This window comes from Symmachiella dynata, from assembly GCF_007747995.1.
Taxonomy (GTDB): domain Bacteria; phylum Planctomycetota; class Planctomycetia; order Planctomycetales; family Planctomycetaceae; genus Symmachiella; species Symmachiella dynata.
Genome location: NZ_CP036276.1, coordinates 197196 through 215990, shown reverse-complemented (window position 1 = coordinate 215990; position 18795 = coordinate 197196). Strand labels below are relative to the sequence as shown.

General features: G+C 54.8%; 17 protein-coding genes. 9 read left to right on the top strand and 8 right to left on the bottom strand.

Annotated features, from left to right (window positions below; translation table 11 throughout):
* Nucleotides 1-111 precede the first annotated feature (111 nt).
* Nucleotides 112-525, bottom strand: a complete 414-nt coding sequence (locus Mal52_RS00765; RefSeq protein WP_145373714.1) for a hypothetical protein — start codon at nucleotides 523-525, stop codon at nucleotides 112-114.
* A gap of 204 nt (nucleotides 526-729) precedes the next feature.
* On the bottom strand, nucleotides 730-1581 hold the full coding sequence (locus tag Mal52_RS00760; RefSeq protein WP_145380486.1) for a carboxylesterase family protein: 852 nt from the start codon (nucleotides 1579-1581) through the stop codon (nucleotides 730-732).
* 385 nt (nucleotides 1582-1966) lie between these two features.
* Between Mal52_RS00760 and Mal52_RS00755 the strand changes: the two genes are divergently transcribed.
* Nucleotides 1967-2860, top strand: coding sequence for an RAD55 family ATPase (locus Mal52_RS00755; protein ID WP_145373713.1), 894 nt, complete (start codon nucleotides 1967-1969; stop codon nucleotides 2858-2860).
* Nucleotides 2861-3170: 310 nt separating this feature from the next.
* Nucleotides 3171-3836 (top strand): PEP-CTERM sorting domain-containing protein, encoded by a 666-nt coding sequence (locus tag Mal52_RS00750; RefSeq protein ID WP_145373712.1) that lies wholly within the window; start codon nucleotides 3171-3173, stop codon nucleotides 3834-3836.
* Between the two features lie 78 nt (nucleotides 3837-3914).
* On the opposite strand, the gene Mal52_RS00745 is transcribed toward Mal52_RS00750, so the two are convergent.
* Entirely contained in the window at nucleotides 3915-4685 is a 771-nt protein-coding gene (locus tag Mal52_RS00745; RefSeq protein WP_145373711.1) for an HpcH/HpaI aldolase family protein, read from the bottom strand.
* Between the two features lie 301 nt (nucleotides 4686-4986).
* Here Mal52_RS00745 and Mal52_RS00740 point away from each other — a divergent pair, with 301 nt between their 5' ends.
* Nucleotides 4987-6174 (top strand): MFS transporter, encoded by a 1188-nt coding sequence (locus Mal52_RS00740; protein ID WP_145373710.1) that lies wholly within the window; start codon nucleotides 4987-4989, stop codon nucleotides 6172-6174.
* Here Mal52_RS00740 and Mal52_RS00735 read toward each other — a convergent pair.
* The gene (locus Mal52_RS00735; RefSeq protein ID WP_145373709.1) at nucleotides 6171-7112 is read right to left on the bottom strand and encodes an L-lactate dehydrogenase; all 942 of its coding nucleotides are present in this window, start codon (nucleotides 7110-7112) and stop codon (nucleotides 6171-6173) included. The two genes, Mal52_RS00740 and Mal52_RS00735, sit on opposite strands and share 4 nt — an antisense overlap.
* A gap of 305 nt (nucleotides 7113-7417) precedes the next feature.
* Between Mal52_RS00735 and Mal52_RS00730 the strand changes: the two genes are divergently transcribed.
* Entirely contained in the window at nucleotides 7418-8392 is a 975-nt protein-coding gene (locus tag Mal52_RS00730) for a CBS domain-containing protein (RefSeq protein ID WP_145373708.1), read from the top strand.
* 57 nt (nucleotides 8393-8449) lie between these two features.
* Here Mal52_RS00730 and Mal52_RS00725 read toward each other — a convergent pair whose 3' ends face one another.
* The 3 genes from Mal52_RS00725 to Mal52_RS00715 all read right to left on the bottom strand — a co-directional run bounded on the left by Mal52_RS00725 (nucleotide 8450) and on the right by Mal52_RS00715 (nucleotide 12477).
* Nucleotides 8450-9547, bottom strand: a complete 1098-nt coding sequence (locus Mal52_RS00725; RefSeq protein WP_145373707.1) for a leucine-rich repeat domain-containing protein — start codon at nucleotides 9545-9547, stop codon at nucleotides 8450-8452.
* 89 nt (nucleotides 9548-9636) lie between these two features.
* Nucleotides 9637-10734 (bottom strand): leucine-rich repeat domain-containing protein, encoded by a 1098-nt coding sequence (locus tag Mal52_RS00720; protein WP_145373706.1) that lies wholly within the window; start codon nucleotides 10732-10734, stop codon nucleotides 9637-9639.
* Nucleotides 10735-10917: 183 nt separating this feature from the next.
* Entirely contained in the window at nucleotides 10918-12477 is a 1560-nt protein-coding gene (locus Mal52_RS00715) for a sialate O-acetylesterase (RefSeq protein WP_145373705.1), read from the bottom strand.
* A 340-nt stretch (nucleotides 12478-12817) separates the two neighbouring features.
* Here Mal52_RS00715 and Mal52_RS00710 point away from each other — a divergent pair, with 340 nt between their 5' ends.
* From Mal52_RS00710 to Mal52_RS00700, 3 genes are all read left to right on the top strand, one after another.
* Nucleotides 12818-13591 (top strand): SDR family NAD(P)-dependent oxidoreductase, encoded by a 774-nt coding sequence (locus Mal52_RS00710; RefSeq protein ID WP_145373704.1) that lies wholly within the window; start codon nucleotides 12818-12820, stop codon nucleotides 13589-13591.
* A gap of 25 nt (nucleotides 13592-13616) precedes the next feature.
* On the top strand, nucleotides 13617-13961 hold the full coding sequence (locus Mal52_RS00705) for a 4a-hydroxytetrahydrobiopterin dehydratase (RefSeq protein ID WP_145373703.1): 345 nt from the start codon (nucleotides 13617-13619) through the stop codon (nucleotides 13959-13961).
* 87 nt (nucleotides 13962-14048) lie between these two features.
* Nucleotides 14049-15101, top strand: coding sequence for a peptidyl-alpha-hydroxyglycine alpha-amidating lyase family protein (locus Mal52_RS00700; protein WP_145373702.1), 1053 nt, complete (start codon nucleotides 14049-14051; stop codon nucleotides 15099-15101).
* Between the two features lie 11 nt (nucleotides 15102-15112).
* On the opposite strand, the gene Mal52_RS00695 is transcribed toward Mal52_RS00700, so the two are convergent.
* Entirely contained in the window at nucleotides 15113-15352 is a 240-nt protein-coding gene (locus tag Mal52_RS00695; RefSeq protein WP_145373701.1) for a hypothetical protein, read from the bottom strand.
* A 553-nt stretch (nucleotides 15353-15905) separates the two neighbouring features.
* Between Mal52_RS00695 and Mal52_RS00690 the strand changes: the two genes are divergently transcribed.
* The gene (locus tag Mal52_RS00690) at nucleotides 15906-17960 is read left to right on the top strand and encodes a serine/threonine-protein kinase (protein ID WP_145373700.1); all 2055 of its coding nucleotides are present in this window, start codon (nucleotides 15906-15908) and stop codon (nucleotides 17958-17960) included.
* Nucleotides 17961-17977: 17 nt separating this feature from the next.
* The gene (locus Mal52_RS00685; RefSeq protein WP_145373699.1) at nucleotides 17978-18757 is read left to right on the top strand and encodes a DUF4384 domain-containing protein; all 780 of its coding nucleotides are present in this window, start codon (nucleotides 17978-17980) and stop codon (nucleotides 18755-18757) included.
* The last annotated feature ends 38 nt before the right edge of the window (nucleotides 18758-18795 follow it).

Here is an 18795-nt window from a genome sequence, read left to right as displayed (position 1 = left end):
ACCAACTGGAGACGAGGAAAGAGACCACATGACGCAAGCGGCGGCTGACGTGAGAAATTGGGGACGGAACGGGAGTTCTATCGCCATCACGCAGCCGAAGCGGTGGTTGATTTACAGCCGGAGCGCAGCTGTTGCGAGGAAGATGTGCTCAACACCATAATCAGGCGGAGCAGCCAAACAATCAAAACAGGCACATTGAATCGCAAGCGAATCGTCAGCCACCGTCAGGGCCAGCGAGCTTGCATCCAAGGTCAATGCCCGGTCTTGCATGAGGCCCACGGTAAGATCCGAAGTCACATAGACAGCATCGTCGTCGTGTTCTTCAGCAGGCGAGGGCGCTTCCGATCCGTTTGGGTCAGCAGCAGTGGAGTCATCGTGATGATGACCATGTCCAAAGTGGAAATGCGGTGCTTGATGATGGTCGGCCGGTTGTTCCGCTGCACTCTCGCCATGACAATGCGGCACCGCAACCCCCTGTAAGGGCACGGCTAATGTCAGAAGAATGGCGAAAACACGGTACATCATTGCGAATGGCAAACCTTTCTAATCAGGGGCAGTATAAATCGCAGAGGCGGAATCTGCAAGGTGTCTAAGCCGCGACCATCATACGAGGCATCACGGTCCGTCGAAGTCTACATGCTGAAAATTGAAGTCTGGTGCGACCCGGTTCGCGTATTTTTCGCCGGTGGAATGCCGATTTTCACCAGCGGTTTGATAGGTTTTCCGGGCTCATTTCGCTGTGGTTTTCTCTTCTGTCAGTACGTGGTCGCAAACAAAATCCAGCGATTTGACGGCATCTGCGGAGGTTGTGCTGTGGCCTCCCTGGGGGCGATGGATGTGCAAAACGTGTGCGTTTAGTTTCTTGAGCACAATCGCCAACCGGGTACAACTGTCGGGAGGGACCGATTTATCTAAACCCCCGGTCGTTATCGCCACCGGCATTGTTAGCCGCTCCGGCCAGTACTCGGCACTCCGCCGTTTGTATTCTGCGGGAATTTCTCGTTTCGAGCCACCGAAAGAGGCTTGTATGGCATCCTGGAAGTTTTCGTACTCCAAGTGATTGGCCGTGCCGTTCATGGCTGCGACTCCATCAATGAGCTCTGGGTGCATCGCTGCAAAGCTGAGACTGGAGCTGCCTCCCATCGAAGCACCAACCAATATGGTTTTCTCGATTTTGTATTTCGTTTTGAGCGCTTTGAGTATCTGTATCATGTCGGCCTCAGCTTGTGGGCCCATCCAGGACGTTTTGGCTCGGTAATCGGGTGCGACGAAAATCATCCCATGTTTTAAAGCCACATCGCGGGCTGCGCGGCACTCATTGACTGTCGACGTCGCGAATTGCCAACGATCACTCCCATGCCCGTGCAGCGCGACCATTAACGGATAAGACTGTTCCGCTGAAAACCCGTCAGGGAGCAGTAACACATATTTTTGAGTCGTTCCGTCGCCTTCAGCAGTAAACGAGACATCGATCGGATCCGAAAATCCGTCCGCCGCGTCCAAGTTCTCGCGGAGTCCAACTCCCAAAAGCAGACTGGCCAGTACCAAACAATGCCATTGTTTCCGCGCTGCAAGATTCATTGTTTTCTCCAAACCGTTCGACAACATCGGTATCAGCATCAATCGTGGTCGTTTCAAGGAACCGCAGAAGCATCTTATCAGCCCGTTGAAAAAACAAAAACATACGACAGTCAAGTACCACTGCCGGCTTGTCCAGCATTGTTTTTTGGGTCACGCACTTTGCACTAGCGGACGAGCAGATGCAGCGTCATTTACAGTGAGCAAGATGGGGGAATGCCGCTGCTGTTGATGAAACATCATGAAGGCGCTTCAATAAATCGTCTCGCGCCGCCTTGCCACCTTACGCTGAAGATCTTATGAATGAAGAGATTGAACGTTATTTTTGCGCTGCCGTTCTGACTGGTCAGCGCATGCAATGGTGAACCGAAACGACGAATCATTCAAAATGCCTACAGACCGCATCCAAACCGGTATTCCTGCACTCGACGAGGCCCTGGGTGGCGGGTTGATTCCTGGAACGTTGACCGTCGTTGCCGGCGCCACCGGGATTGGGAAAACTCAACTCGGCTTGCAGTTCGCGCATCAGGGCGTCGCACAGGAAGGCGAGCCGGGAATCATTTTCGACATGACCACCCGCGGCGATTCGCAAAACCAGGACGACTATGCCCGTCGGCTGTTTGACTGGGAACTTTCCTTCCAACCCCCTGGCGATCAAGTGCATCCCAGCGAGGTTTGGAACCGTGAGTCTGCGCGGCGGGACTACCTACACATCTTTGCCCGCAACGGTCGTCGCGTAACGCGCGGCGATTTGGAATTCGATGACTGGAAGGTCTGGAAGCTGGAGTTGCTCAAGAAGCTGCAAATGTGCATTCGTTTTTTCTACGGCAACTTTGTGCAGGGAGTGCGGCGATGTGTGATCGACGGCGTCGAACCGACGGTTAAAGCCAGCGACTCGTTTCAGTTCGACACATTCGATTATGTCTACCACCAGATTTTGCGCAAAGAGGACGATTGGGTGGCGCGCGATTTATTTCGCGAACAATTCCGCGCCAACTCCGCAGAGGTCGACCAGCATCGTTACAACCATGCGGAAATCGCCTGCTTGTTGCTGTACACAACGCACGACGTGATGTTGGACGATATGCTGGTGCGGCCGATTGATTCGGGAGACGTGTTTGCCAACGCGAACACGATCATCTATATGGGCAAAACACGCGAAGCCAACCGCATGGGCCGCGCACTACACGTGGCCAAACATCGCGGCAGCGCCTGCGACGACGCGATCATCCCGTTTGAGGTGACTGAACGCGGGATTGTGATGGGTGAGCGGAGTAGCTAGTCGCTCTGATTACAGCGCACGCGAGGACTCTGTGATCGCAATCTATTACTAGGTAGACACTTAGGCCCAGAGGCTATCCCTCGCCGAAAGTGGCAATTATGAAGTTTGCGACAATTGTGCAGATTAGGCACTTTTTAGTTGATGGCCAAGTCCTTGGGCGGTATTTTCAGTACGTTGTCACGAGAAACATATTCGATTGCAAAGCCTCTCTGAATTTCGGTCAGTCGAATGTTTAGTGACAACACAGAATGTAGTGTGAATCAAATCGTTTCAGCTTCATTACAAGCGTTTCACCTCTTTTGATGATCCCATGAAAGGCGCAACCATGAGAAGATCGTTTTCTGCACTAGTCGTACTCGCCGGGCTATTGGCGGGAGGAGCAGGATCAGCACAAGCTGGATATGTCTACAACTTCGTGAATTACGAAGGTGTTGCCGGATTAGATCTTAACTTATCGGGGACGATTACCGTTTTCGACACTGCTGATTTCAGCGACGGACTGCAACCGGATGAAATCGAGGCGCTCGACCTGACCGCTACCAAAACAAGCGTTTCCCCCCAGGTCCCGGTGGAATTCAATACTGCGACCCAGTCGCTTGAAATCTTGTTTGTCAACGTTTTCATCGATGCAACGTCGATCTATTTCGTTCCGCCGCCGCAGGGCGATCCTGCAAACGGAATGGGAATTGTTCGGGCGGGGACCGTTATTCCAAACGAAGATACCTTCATCGTTTGGTTTGCCGGCTTCAATAATTTCTCAGGAGATCCAGCTTCCGGTATCGATTTAATACCGTTAGCAGACGGCACCACCGGTGTTGCCGGCACACTTCCAGGAAATCAATACGGTAATCCCTTCGTCATCGCGACGGCGGCGCCCAACGCAGTCCCTGAACCGTCTACGTTTGCCCTGCTTGGAATCGGCGGTCTTGCACTTGTCGGTTATGGTTACCGTCGCAAACGGCGGCAGGCGGTGTAGCTTTGTCCGAACAAACAACAGTTCACTGGCCGACGACGTGTATGCGTCGTCGGCTTTTTGCGTCTGGTAGTAGCACGATTAAAAATACTTCCCATACGCCTCTTTGTTCGCGCGAATTCCCGCGTTGAGGATCTTTACGTCGGCGAGTGGGACGAGCATTTTGCAGCCGTTTTCGACGCAGCGGTCGGCGGACTCCGGTGAGGTGGGGACGATGCCCCAGTGTTTGCCATGCTTTTTGCAAGCGGCGGCGACGCGGTCGATTCCCTCCTGCAGTCGGGGGTGATCGAATTGTCCGGTGATCCCCAGGTTTTGACTCAAATCGGCCGGGCCGACAAACAGCAGGTCCACGCCGTCAATGGCGGCGATCTCGTCGCACTGCTCCAAGGCGCCTGCAGTTTCGATTTGAATGGCGATGAACAATTCGCGATTGGCGCGTTCACAGAATTCCGCTGCCGGCGTATTTCCGAAGCGACCGTCGAAACCCCCGCCGTTCAATCCGCGATGGCCGCGGGGATAGAATTTGGACCACTGCACCACTTGTTCGGCCTGTTCAGCGGACTCGATTTGAGCCGCCATGATGCCGCCGGCGCCCGCTTCGTAGCAACGGGTGATTACGGCATAATCGGTTGGTGCCAGTCGCACGAAGCTATCCATCCCGTGCGCGCGGGCGGCCATGGTGCCGATTTCCAATGTTTCAAACGACAGCCCCGCATGTTCCTGATCGAACCAAATCGCGTCGATTCCGCCCTGCATGCCGAGCATCTGCACAATGTTGTGATGGCAGACCCGCCCAATCCCGCAGACCATGACCATCGCATCGCGCTGTAACCGCTGTTTGACCGTCTCCATCGTTGTTCCACTCCCGTTGGCGTTATTTTTCAAGTCGCTGTTGAACTCATTATGCCGCTGCTAAGCAGCGGTCGCAACTGACGTGGGCGAGTGGATAGTGTCCGGTGGCCGGTGGCGAGAAATCCCATTGGTGCGTGCACGGGGACCTATGCCGAGCGTGAGTCCCTGTGCAAAGCAGGACAGTTATTCGCTCCAAAACGGGTTCCTACCCACCGGTGGGCTTGATGTTCCCGCCTGGCACTTCTATGAATAAGGCCCGCACGATCACCATCAATGCCGCCCACAGCGATCCCCGCCGATCATGAACGCCACAACCTTTCGTCTGGTCATACTCATCTCGATGGCGCATGCGCTCGTGCACGTGTTTGAACTCTCGCTGCCCAGCGTGGAACAGATGATTGGCGACGATTTTGACGTTGCCCGCGAACAAACCGGTGTGCTGGGAACGGTGTGGCGCGTGCCGTTCGGCGTGGGGGCCTTCTTTGCCGGTTGGCTCGCGGATCGCTTTGGGTCCAAGCCGATGTTGGTGATCTATTTGCTGGGCTGCGCGGCGACATCGCTGTTGGTTTGGACCTGCACGTCATTCGACACGTTGTACGTATTGATGTTCGCCATGGGTTGTTTTGCCAGCATTTATCACCCAGCCGGTTTGGCGTTTATTTCGCGGGAAACGACGCCGGAGACTCGCGGCGTTGCGCTGGGTTGGCATGGCATCTTTGGTTCGATCGGTATCGCCGGTGCTCCGTTTTTAGCAGCACTTGTCTTTTGGACGGGTGCAGTGACTTGGCAGCAGTATTATTTGTTGCTGGTCATCCCGGGCTTGGGGTTGGCGGCCTATCTCTTCTTTGGATTGACCGAACACCGCCAACCGCCCGTGACGTCCACTGCAAACAGTGAAACCGGAGCCGATGAAGGCCGCTGGGGAGCTTATTTGATTTTGGTTGCCGGCGGCGCGATGGCTGGATTCATCTATGCGGGATTCATGCATTTTTTACCGCGCTATTTGAACTCAGCTGAGTTGCGCCCTTCGTTTATAGAGCCTGCCAGTTTTCGTAATTTCCTGGCGGCGGTCGTGCTCATTATGGGGGTGTTGGGACAAGGAATCGCCGGGAAATTTGCCCGGCCCGGTCGATTGCAGATTCAATTGGCGCTGATCATGTTCGCCAACATCGGCCCGCTGCTGTGGATGGCCGTCGCCACCGGTCCGGCGCGGTTCGCTGCTGCCTGCCTGTTGGGCCTCGTGCATTTTATGACGCAGCCGATTTATAATTCGCTGATCGCGCAGTACGTCCCGTTCCATCGCCGTAGTGTCGGTTACGGATTCAGCAATATGGCTTGCTTCGGGATCGGCGCGTTGGGGCCCACCTACGCTGGATATGCGGGGAGCGATTTTAAAGTCTATGGCGGCTTAGCAATCGCCGCCGCCGCATCGGGCATGATGGCGCTCGTCTTGCATTTTATTGGCAAGAGAGACTCGACCAATGGTTAGAGATTGAGCGATTCCGTTGCCTCGCGGACGATGGCGGCGCTGGCATGAAATGCGGCCGTTTCCTCGTCATTGAGCGAAATGGGCACGGCACTGATCACGCCTTGTCCTCCGACAAGCGTTGGTAAACTGATGGTGACATCGGAGAGGCCCAACACATCGTGCAGTCGCGCACTGATCGTCAGGATCGCTCGTTGATCATGGATGAGCACATCGACAATGCGTGACAAGGCAGCGCCGATTCCATAATACGTTGCCCCTTTGCCGGAAATGATTTCATAGGCGGCGCCACGGACCTTTTGGTCGATTTCCGTTTTTTCAGCGACTCCAATGTGGATGTCACGGTACTTTTGAAATTCATTAAGTCGCATCCCACCCACTGTCGCACAGGACCAAGTCAAGACTTCTGAGTCGCCATGTTCGCCGATCACGTAGGCGTGCACGTGTTTGGCATCGATGCCGCATTGTCTTCCCAACAATGTCCGAAACCGCGCCGTATCCAACGTTGTTCCCGATCCAAGCACACGGGATTCGTCGATTCCGCATCGTCCTGCGAGCTTGACCGTGACGTGTGTCATCACATCCACGGGGTTGGTCGCCACGAGCAATATGGCCTGCGGGGCATGCTGGGCAATTTGTGGTACAACTTTCTCAAACACTGCGGTGTTTCGTTCCAGAAGTTGCAATCGTGTTTCACCCGGTTTCTGGCTGACACCGGCGGCGATCACCACGACGCGACAGCCGGCCAAGTCGCTGTACTCTCCGGAAACGACCGACATGGGATGCGAAAACGGGACGGCATGCATGATGTCATTTGCTTCGGCCTCAGCCCGTTGGCGATCGAGATCCACTAAAACAATTTGACGTCCCACGCCATCCATGACCATCGCATAGGCGGCCGTAGCTCCTACAAACCCACATCCCACAACTCCGACTTTCACGGCTCACTCCCTATAATAAAAAGACGTCGCCCCCATCGGGCTGTCGTCAAAATCGTGTCCATTGCCCAACAAACCGACGACCGTTGTCGGCTTTGTCGCAACACGGATTGATTGTCTTGGTTTTATTCGGAAATTCAATGCTATCAGGCGCTTACAGCTGAGCGAAACAACCCCGAGCAGAAAACAAATTCGTATTTTTTCTCTCACAGTGGTATACTTGTGCTTTGCACTTCCACTTCTGACGGCCGGTCATTCACGTCTTACTCTGCAAGCTGTTGCCACCTGGAACACGAGAGAGGTGCCCCATGGAAAGCCCGCGACTTGCGCAGGACATCATGGTCGAAAAACTGGTCACGTTGAATCCCGACCAGGATGTTTTTGAGTCGATCAAATCGTTGCTGAAACATAAGATTACCGGCGCACCTGTAGTTGGCGGCGACCGGTCGTATCTTGGTATGTTCAGTGAAAAATGCTGCATGAGTGTGCTCACGCTCATTGCCCGCTTGGCGAGCGAGCGGGGGTACCCCAGTGCGACGCCGCCGACCGCCAGTCAGTTCATGGCAACAAAACTAGTCACGCTCGACCCGCGAACCGATGTCTTCGAGGCTATCGCCTATCTGCTCAAACACCACGTGTCGGGCGTTCCGGTCATCGATGCTGATCGCAATTTTCTAGGCGTGTTTTCCGAAAAAACGAGTATGCGCGTGCTGGTCGACGCCGCGTATGAAAATATGCCGACCACCGAAGTCGGCGCATTCAAGAACCCCGATCGGGGCCGCACGATTTCTGAACAGACGACTCTGCTGGAATGTGCGCAGATTTTTCTGGATACCCCCTACCGTCGGCTGTGCGTGCTGAAAGACGGCAAATTGGTGGGACAAATCAGTCGCCGCGATGTATTGCTGAACGAGAACATCCTCTCGGGCATCGTTCATGACCGCCGTGAAGCCTTGATTGCCGAAAGCCGACAAGTCGACCTGAGCGAGGCGGAAGGACCCACCGAGCACGGCCCGTTGCCCTCGACGGCAGTGCACAATTTTAGCGACAAGAAAGCTAGAACAATCACCGCGGATTTGGATCTGTTGGGTATTGCTCAGGTTTTCTTAACCACCCCTTATCGCCGACTCCCCGTGCTTCACGACGGCAAGCTCATCGGCCAAATCAGCCGTCGCGATGTCTTGTTGGCAACCAATAGGCTGATCCAAATCGCCCCCGAACCGGAAAAAGCGATGCTGTACCTGAGTAGCATCAGCGACCGGCAGGAGACACGGTTCGCGTAATCGCCTTAATGGCAATGCGGCAGCAGTGGCACCCCAAATCTTAGATTTGACAGAGCACTAGCGCCTGATTTTACAGTTCGGCTGGGCGCGCTCAATTTCCAAGATCGCGTCCTCGCTAAAATCCAAACCTTGGAGGGATAGCGACTTGAGCCTCCAGGCCGACTTCAACAAGGGGACGGACTCTTCGGTGACCTTGGTTTGTGAAAGATTCAGGTCTTGCAACGACGACAACGATTTCAAATTTTCCAGTCCCGCGTCGGTGATGGGGCATTTGTAGAGACGCAAGTCTTCGAGGTTTGTTAATTGGCCGATTTCACTTAAACCGGCATTATCGAGCGGTGATTCGCCGAGATCCAGAACAGCGTCGTTTTGCATAAATGGAATCGACGCAAATCCACGGCCCGTGACTTGCGTTCTTCGTAAACTTAAAAAACGAGGCGCCGTAGCCAGCTTCCATTGTGCCAATCCGTCGTCAGTGACATTCGTACCGGAAAGATCCAAGTAGTCGAGAAGTAGTGTTGTTGGCAGAAAAGCCAACCCGGTATCAGTGATCCCGGTGTCGCGAATCATCAGTCTTTGCAGTTTTGACAGCCCGGAAAGGTGCTGTAATCCGGCATCGGTGATCTGAGTGCGATGCAAATACAAGGCCCGCAAATTCGTGAGCCGACCAACCGTTTTCAGCTCCTCGTCACCAATCGCTGGCCCGTCCAGCGTGAGATCCTCCAACTGAGTGAGGTTGGCAAGGTCTTCCAGACCATCAGGAATTTGCATATTCGTCAGGGAAAGCATCCTGAGCTGTGTCAGACTCCCCAACTCGGCCACGCCATCTTTGGACAACTCCCCTCCGCTGAGTCGCAATTCTTCCAGATTTCCATAGCTGGTAATACGGCTGACCAACTCGTCGTCAATCTCTTTAGAATTCAAGCGAATCTCTTTCACCGATTGAAACAGGACGCTCGTACTTCCTTCGAACAATGTGACCTCTCCACCGAGCGCCTGAACTTCCTGCATGACCGCCGCTCGGGAACGAATCCACCACCAACCGGCGAGCGGCAGTCCGATGCACGCTAGAAGCAACGCGTACAAAAATAATCGAAACCGCAGCGACAGGGGCGGGTCAACGGGTGGTTGTTCGCTGATGGCGGGCTGGGACATGTGCGATCTCCGGCGGTATACAACGGCTTCCGTGGTGCAGGAACGAGTGTGTTGATCCACGAGACTGCAGGAATTCTATCGTGGCGACGTCACCGCCTGATTTTGCAGTTTGGCTGAGCGCTCTGAAATTCCATGATCGCGTCATCGCTGATATCCAAACCCTTGAGTGATATCGACTTGAGCCTCCAGGCCGACTTCAACAAGGGGACGGACTCTTCAGTGACGCTGGTTTGTGAAAGATTCAGGTCTTGCAATGACGACAACGATTTCAAATTTTCCAGTCCCGCGTCAGTGACGGGGCATTTATAAAGACGCAAAACTTCGAGGTTTTTTAATTGGCCGATTTCACTTAAACCAGCATTATCGAGCGGTGTTTCGCCGAGATCCAAACTAGAGACGTTTTGCAAAAATGGGATCGACGCAAATCCGCGGCCGGTGACTTGTGTCCTTCGTAAATCCAAAAAGCGAGGCGCCGTAGCCAGCTTCCATTGCGCCAACCCGTCGTCGGTGATATTGGTACCCGAAAGATCTAAGAGTTCGAGCGGCATTGTTGTTGGTAGAAAGGCCAACCCAGCATCACTGATCTTGGTGTCGGCTAACCACAGTTCTCTCAGTTTGGTCAACCCGGAAAGATGCTGCAGTCCCGCATCGGTGATTTGCGTACGCCCCAAGTTCAAGGAACGCAAATTTGTGAGGCGTCCGATCGTCTTCAGTTCCTCATTGCCAATGGTCGCCCCGTACAGCATCAAGTCCTCGATATCAGTGAGGTTCTCGAGGTGTTCCAGACCGCCGCTGATCTGCATATTGGACAAGAAAAGCCTCTTGAGTTGTGTCAGCCTCCCTAAATCAGCCATGCCGACCTCGGAGAGTTCACCTCCCCTGAGGTCCAGTTCTTGCAAATTTCCGTAGCGGGAGATTTGGCTGACCAAGGCGTCGTCAATTTTATTGGAATTCAAAGAGATCCGTTGAGGCGATTGGAATAATACGTTGGTCTGTCCTTCATAAAATGTGACGTCTCCACCCAATCCCTGGAGTTCCAGCGCAACCGCCGTGCGGTAACGAATCCACCACCAACCGGCAAGCGGCAGTCCGATGCACGCTAGAAGCAACGCGTACAAAAATAATCGAAACCGTAGCGACAGGGGCGGGTCAACGGGTGGTTGTTCGCTGGTGGCGGGCTGGGACATGTGCGATCTCCGGCGGTTAATCACCTTCTGTAATGCAACGAGTACGGTGTTGATCCACGGAATCGCAGAATTTGTCTAGCAGAGACGAAACGAATTGCTTTGATTTACTGGACCTGAAACACAAAAACCCCCCGGCAGAACCGGGGGGTTGGGGGGGATTTGCCTTCATGCAACGATGAATGGCTAGTGCGAATCCGCGGTCACACCTTTCCAGTCGTCGGTGCGAAACGGCGTGAGCGGTAGGCCTTCGACGTTTTGCACGTTGCAGACGGGGTTGTCGGCCCAGGCGTAGCGGACTGCTACGGGGGCTTCGATTTGATCGCTGGTCACCTCGATTTGGTTTTTGCCGATGATCTTGGCGGTCGCCGGCACGAACTTTTGGTCTTCTCCAGCAATCGTGAAGCCGATCAGTTTTGGCACGTCGAAGGTGTCCAACCCGCCGCCCACGTGGTCAAATGTGAGTACGATTTTATTGCCGTCTGTCTCCATCGATTTGTAAATCGGGCTGCGATAGACGATATCCATGCCGTAATCGTGAGCCAGCGCCCAGCGGGCGAGACGTTTGGCGACGTCTTGTTTGTTCTTGGGATGGATGTCGCTCGACTCACCCAAATTGAGGATCACCGCTTCGCCCGTGTTGGGCAATTTGGTCATCGTCATGGTTTGAGCTTCACGCAACTCGGCCCAGGTGGAATCGGCCGGTCCGGGGACTTCGTTGCGGAAGTCGGCCAGTTGCACCCAATAGAAGGGGAAATCGCCTTGGCCCCATTCGTCGCGCCAGTTTTGAATCATGAGCGGAAACAAGTTGCGGTATTGATAGGCGCGGCCGGCATTGGATTCGCCCTGGTACCAAATCGCACCGCGAATTCCGTAACCAATCACAGGTTTGAGCACGCCGTTGTAGAGGTTGCCCGGGCGATGCTGATTCGTCAGCGGATTGCGTGGAGCACGCGGTTGACGACCAACTTTTTCACCGGCTGCTTGTTTGGTTTTCCATGCAACGAGTTTTTCCTTGTAGTTGGCGACAGCTTTGTCATGGTCGTACGTCGATTCGGTTTTTTCCCAACGCTCCATCAGGGGGTCATACTGGGCATCGGCTTCGAGCAGATCCCGGCGGACCCAAGCTTCGGCGGAGGAACCGCCCCACGAGTTGTCGATCAGCCCGATCGGGACATCCAAAGTCTGGTACAATTGGCGGCCAAAGAAGTAACCAACGGCGGAGAACGAGGGAACCGTTTCGGGCGAACAGAGTTCCCATTTGCCCTTGAAGTCGTCCTGTGGTTCCTGTGTGCCGACTTGGGGAACGGTGATCAGCCGAATGTTGGGATACTTTGCTGAGGCGATTTCTAGGTCGCTGTCATTCGAACGTGATACGTCCCATTGCATGTTCGATTGGCCGGAGCAAACCCAGACTTCGCCGATGAGCACATCGCTGAGCGTCAGGGCATTGTTCCCCTGAATTTCTAACTTGTGCGGGCCGCCGGCGCTCAGTTTGCCGAGCAGGACCTTCCACCGGCCCTCCGCATCGGCGGTGACCGTGCGAACGTCACCGCCAAGCGTCACCCGCACTTGTTCGCCGGGATCGGCCCAGCCCCAAATCGGAATCGGTTGCCCTTGTTGCAAGACCATATGGTCGCTGAACAGCGCCGGCATCTTGACGTCAGCGCGAATCGTATGTGGAGTGGAAAAAGCGGCAAGTAACAAACAACCGGTCAGAAGCAAATTCCGGCGTAGCGCAGGCATGGGCAGGGTTCCTTGGATCTCTGAGTAAAAATTCACGATGTCACTACCACACTTCTACTCTGAGGCGCACTGCGGTTCAACCCTGCCACCAGACCGGCGGAAAGTGGATTCGATGGACATGGGGAAGGCGTCGCATGTAGAGTGGGGTGGGATGGACGACCGATCGAGGGGACGAGCAAGGACAATCGTCACGAAGCCATTATCCAAGGGTGGCGCGGCGTTGCCGCTTACCCTAGGCTACGATGACGAACCCCTTCGGGGGACTCGTTTGATTTCACTCCATGTTGATTGATTGTTTGAACAAATTCGGAACTAACAGGCGTTTTTTTACGGTGCGGGAATGACAGACGGGAAACAATTCGCGGATTTATCCTCGCTACGGGCGATCGTGACCGGTGCGTCGACAGGCATCGGCCGTGCGATTGCTTTGGAGTTGGCGCGCGGGGGAGCGCGGACCATTGTGCATTGCCGTCAATCACTGGAGGCGGCAACTGTAGTGTGTGAGGAGATTCAGTCGTCCGGCGGCGAAGCTCATCTGCTTTCCGCTGATGTAGGAGAGCCCGATTCCGCACAGAGGCTAATCGACGCAGCTTGGAGTCACTGGAACGGCATCGACATCTGGATCAACAATGCCGGTGTGGATCTATTGACGGGTGATGGAGCAACGTTGGACTATGGCGAAAAGTTACAACGGTTGCTGGACGTTGATGTGCGATCGGCGGTGCTGATTGGCAAAGAGGTTGGTCGCCGTATGCAGGAGGTGGGTCACGGCGTGATTCTCAATATCGGTTGGGATCAGGCGGACCGAGGTATGGAGGGGGACAGTGGAGAGTTGTTTGCGACAGCGAAAAATGCGGTAATGGGTTTCACCCGTTCATTAGCGGTCAGTGTCGCACCGCAAGTCCGCGTGAACTGCATTGCGCCGGGATGGATTCAAACCGCCTGGGGTGATCATGCGAGCGAGACGTGGCAAGCACGAGTAATTGCAGAAACGCCGCTGCAGCGGTGGGGCACGCCGGAAGATATTGCCAAACTGGCCCGTTTTTTGGTTTCGCGCGATGCCGACTACATCACGGGACAAGTCATCGCCGCCAACGGAGGGGCCATTCGATAGCTCCAGAATCTGAAAGGAAAAGGCCATGCCCGATTACGTTCAATTGTCCGACGAAGAAATCAAACAGACGCTGCAATCAATGCCCGAGTGGGAATACCGCGATGGTTGGATTCGCCGGCTATACAAAACCCCCGGCTGGTCACACACATTGATGCTGGCCAACACAATCGGCTATCTCGCCGATGCCGCCTATCATCACCCCGATTTGGCGCTGGGGTATGCACAAGTGATCGTCAAACTGCAGACGCATCGCGTGAAAGGCATCACGCAATTGGACATTGCACTGGCGAAACGCATTGACGAGATTGTCCTCTGGAAACCGGGCGAGGATTCGCCGTTTGACGGGTACCCGAAAACATGGGTGCATTGACGGTTGGATTTTGATTGCCGACTCAATAAACATTGTCGGGTGCGTCGCGACGCACCCGACAGCCTTTCAACACCAGGAATCGTCTCTATGAATCATTTCTATTCCGCTGTTCCGTTGATGTTGGCATTGGCAGCATCGTCTCTGTTTGTTGGCCAAGCAGCTGCGCAGAATCCGACGCATGCGGTGACCCCGACGATCACCGAATACGATGTCGACCCCGCATGGCCACAACGGCCGGAGACGATTAGCGGTGCTGGTTGGGTCTCCGGGTTAGCAGTCGATGACAAGGATCAGGTGTGGTTCTTTCGCAAAGGTCCCGATCCGGTTCAGGTCTATTCGGCCAGTGGCGAATTCGTCCGTTCCTGGGGAAAGGATCGATTCCTTAACCCGCACCAATTGCGGATCGGTCCCGACGGGAACATCTGGGTGGCCGACTTTGGTTTGCATGTCGTGCAGAAATTTACTCCCGAAGGAGAACTGCTACAGACGCTCGGCGTCCGCGGTGAAAAAGGGGATGATGAGCTGCATTTCAATATGCCGACCGATATGGTGATTACGCCCAAAGGAGATATTTTCGTTACCGATGGTTACGGGAATCGTCGCATCGTGCATTTCGATAAGGATGGCCAATTTGTGAAGGCCTGGGGTAGCTACGGTACGGAACCGGGCAAGTTTGTCTTGCCGCACGCGATTCAACTCGACTCCAAAGGCTTGCTGTACGTCGCCGATCGCAATAGCGCGCGGATTCAGATCTTCACGCAGGAGGGTGAACTGGTTGATCAATGGTCGAATTTGATCATGCCTTGGGGGATTTCGATTAACAAGAAAGATGAAATCTGGGTCTGTGGATCGTCACCCCATTGGTGGGTACGGGACGGCAAAGCGCCGGAATACAAGGACCAATTGTTCATGCGTTTCAACACCGATGGCCGCGTCCAACAAGTCTGGTCGATCCCGCTGGGCGACATCGGCGAGAACAAAGACAAACCGGACGTCTCACGGCTAAAGCCGGGCGAAGCGGTCGGTGTGCACTGTATTGCGCAGGATTCGCAGGGCAATTTGTATGTGGGCGACATCTACGGTGAACGGGCGCAAAAATTCGTCCCGGTGACCCAGCGTGCCCCGGCTAAAAGTAAATAGCCGGACGCTAATCATGTCACACATTTCGGACGGCGCATGGCGGTTGCGGATTTGTCGCACCGCCGCAGCGCCGTGGTGAGATACCCTTTCATCTCGTCGAGCGTGACCTGTGATAGGTCGACGCGGCGCCGCGCCATGTCGTCAACAATGGCATCCACGGTCGCTTTTACGGTGGATGTTCGGCAGATTGCCTGCGATGTTTCTGTATCGCAGGCTGTTTTTTGCGGATTTTTATTAAAGCACGCGGACATTCTCAGGTTCCCCCCTGGTCATGATTGCGATTGATTGTTTTAGCTCGTGAACAGACGAAGCGTCACGTCCTGTCACGCCATTGGCATACGCAAGACAAATGCCAAATACGGCCAAAATCCGTTGCTGGGGCAACCCGTCCGCCGCAACCATCGAATTCATATTCGGTTGCAATTGTGCAAATTCCCGCGCTGCGGATCGCGCGGCTCCTATCTCAGTCCATCTCGAACCGCCAATTCGGCAAGAGTTACAAACCGCATTGGCAAAGTTGCACCGGTGGCTAAGTGAACGACACGAGCAGACGCCGGCAGTTCGCGCGATGCGGGTTGTGACGATAGGGACCGTTCCACCAATGCTGCGGAAACGAAGGCCAGCCATATGTGCGAGGGTCGGGCGGGCATTTTTGACAGGTCACCAAACGCAACCTAGGGTTTCACTGCGGTTCATGCTTGCGCAACGTGGACCGTTCTCGTTCGAGATCGATTAGGGCGAACGGATTGCCGACTTTTTTGCAAACCACGGTCAGACTTATTCGTCAACCCAGAGGTTTCAGCAGTGGCTGCCGTTATCGACAACGCAATTTCTCCACAAAGTGATGAATCGCAACTCATCGCCGCCGATTCGACGGTGGCCGTTGCTATCGATACGCGCCCGATTCTCGAAGCCGCTTTGGCGAAACAAAAACTCATTGATCTGCAGTTAGTGACGCTGGAGGAATGGGATGCAGCTGCCGAGGCAGCTGGTTCAGCGGAGGACTTGGTCCCCATTCTCGCGCAATTGCAATTGATGGATGCAAGTTGGAATTCCGGGTCCGAGGAACGGTTTCCGGTACTGACGTCGTTTCAGGCACAAAAAACGATGGCGGGCAAGCCCGAGGATTTGTGGTTGGACCACTATATCCTGCTGGAAAAACTGGGCAGCGGCGGGATGGGAGATGTGTTCAAAGCCCGTAACACACGTTTGCCGCGTCTGGAAGCGATCAAGACGATTCAGACCGCCACCGGAACGGGACAGTCGGATGCCAGCTTGAACATGGAACGCTTTCAACGGGAAGCACAACTGCTGGCGCAACTGCAACACGCACATCTCACGACCATTTTCCACGCGGGGCACGACCGGGACGTTCAATTTATTGCGATCGAATACGTTCGTGGACGAAACCTCAAACAGTATGTCGAGGAACTTTACAGTGACGGCGGTGAGATGTCGATCGGGATGGCGATTGATTCGGTGATCACCGTCGCCGAAGTCTTGGCACACGCGCATGAGCGCGGCGTGATCCATCGCGATATCAAACCGGCCAACATCATGGTCACGCCGGATGGCGGGTTGAAGGTTCTCGATTTGGGAATTGCGCAACTGCGGGATCCGGAATCGACGAAGCGCAGCAGTTCGTCACAACTGACCCAAGGGGCGGTCTCCTTAGGCACCCCCGAAGTGATGGCCCCCGAACAATGGGCCGATGCGCAGAGCGTGACGGCGGCAGCGGACATTTACAGCTTAGGTTGTACTTTGTTCTACATGCTGACCGGGCGGATGCCGTTTGTGAGTGAGACGCGCGAAGAGCTGCTGTGCGCCGTGGTGAGTGCACCGCGGCCCAATGCGACCGACTTTCGCGAGGATGTTCCCCAGGAACTGTCGGCAGTCATTCGCCGCATGCTGGCGCACTACCCACAGGACCGCTATCAATCGTGTGCCGAAGTGATTGCGGCGTTGTTGCCCTTTGCCAATCGCATTACCGCATCGCCGTTGGCCGACACGGGCGATCAGAAACACAAGGTCCGAGTTTTTGCTTTAATCGCGGGGATTATGGGAGCATTGGCGGTGGTGGCTGCGGCGGGCTGGCAACATTCCTCTGCAACTCAGCCAGCCGCACGTGCTCCGCAGGGCGATGAGTTGTCGGGACGCCCATTTGAGAATCTCGCAACACCCATGATTCCCGCATATGCTGCGGATGACGAAGCAAAAGTGCTCGCAGCTTACAACAACGACAGCTTTCTGCACACGGCTCAATGGCTGACGGAACTTCAATCGGCCCCGCAATTGCGGCACGACAGCAACTTGGACGTTCAAATGCTGGTCGCCGGCAAACCATCCGAAACAGTGTTTGTCGATGACGACGATAATCCTCAACCGGATGAATTTGCCACGATCCGCGTCCGTGCGCCCCATAGCGGCTATCTCACGATGCTTGTCTTTGGCAGCGACGGCAACTTGTTTCAATTTCATTGGACCGAACCGCTTGAATCGGGACGTTGGCTGACTGCCTTTGAACCGAGTGCCGCGTCAGCAGGTGACGATTTGGTGGTGTTGTATCTCACCGAAAGTGATCCATTGCAAGGAGCGCCGCAACGTCCGAGTTCTGCTGCTCCGCTGTATTTCGAAAAGCGGGACGGTTTTGTCCAAGGCCAGTTCGGCGCCAGGTACACAAAAAGTGATCAGCACAACTTGGAAGCGGCGTTTGCCAAGCCGTCAATTTTTCAAAACGTGATTCAAAAATTGAAGACGGGAGAATCCTACCCGTTCACCAAACCCCCAATCCCGCCGGCAACGTGGTGGGCCAGAAAAACAGTCCCGTTGCATGTCGTGAACCGGAGCACCGAGAATTGAACAGGGGAAGTACCAACATGATTCGCTACTTTGTCACACTGTGGATTGTTGTAATTAGTGCTGGATCCGCCCTCAGCGCATTCGCTGATGACAGTTCACCCAACACAGCTGCGCCGCGCCGCCAAGTCGACAGCGATGGCAAGGTCATCGGCGAAAGTCTATCGACAACGGGCCTGAAGCGGATCACATCTTTGCGATATTCGATCATACTCCGCAACGAGGATGGCAGCGAATCGGCCGTCGACGAAGCGAAACACACCTTCCAATTAGGGCAGGAGTTTCGCTTGGTTGTCGAAGCCGATACGGAATTGTTTCTGTACGTGTTTCATGAATCAAACAACGGGCTGCGGAGTTTTTTGGTGCCCGACCGGCATGATTCAGCTGGATATGTTCCACGTTTGGAGCCGGGCAAGCCGCTGACGATTCCGCAAGATGGCTATTTTGAAGTCACGCCCCCACTGGGGATTGAACGCCTGATGGTCTTCGCGACACCTGAAAAACGGCCGGAGCTGACGTCCACCGAAGCTTTCACCGAACCGGCACAATTGACCGAAAGCCAACGCTCGCAGCTGAAGAAACAGCAAGACCGCGTTTTTAACACGGCCATGAATGTGAACCCAGGAAAGGGCCGGCCGCAGCGGCGGGACCTGAGCGGACCGCGGATTCGATTGCGAGGTATGTCCTGGCAACCCAAAACCAAACCGGGCCATACCGGCAAGACGGTGGTCGTCGGTTCCTACGATGACAAAGTGAAACCCGACCTGTTTTTGTCGATTCCCTTGTCGAGTCGCGAATGACCCGTTCGCAATTCGTTTCATAATCGGCTCGTTACTCT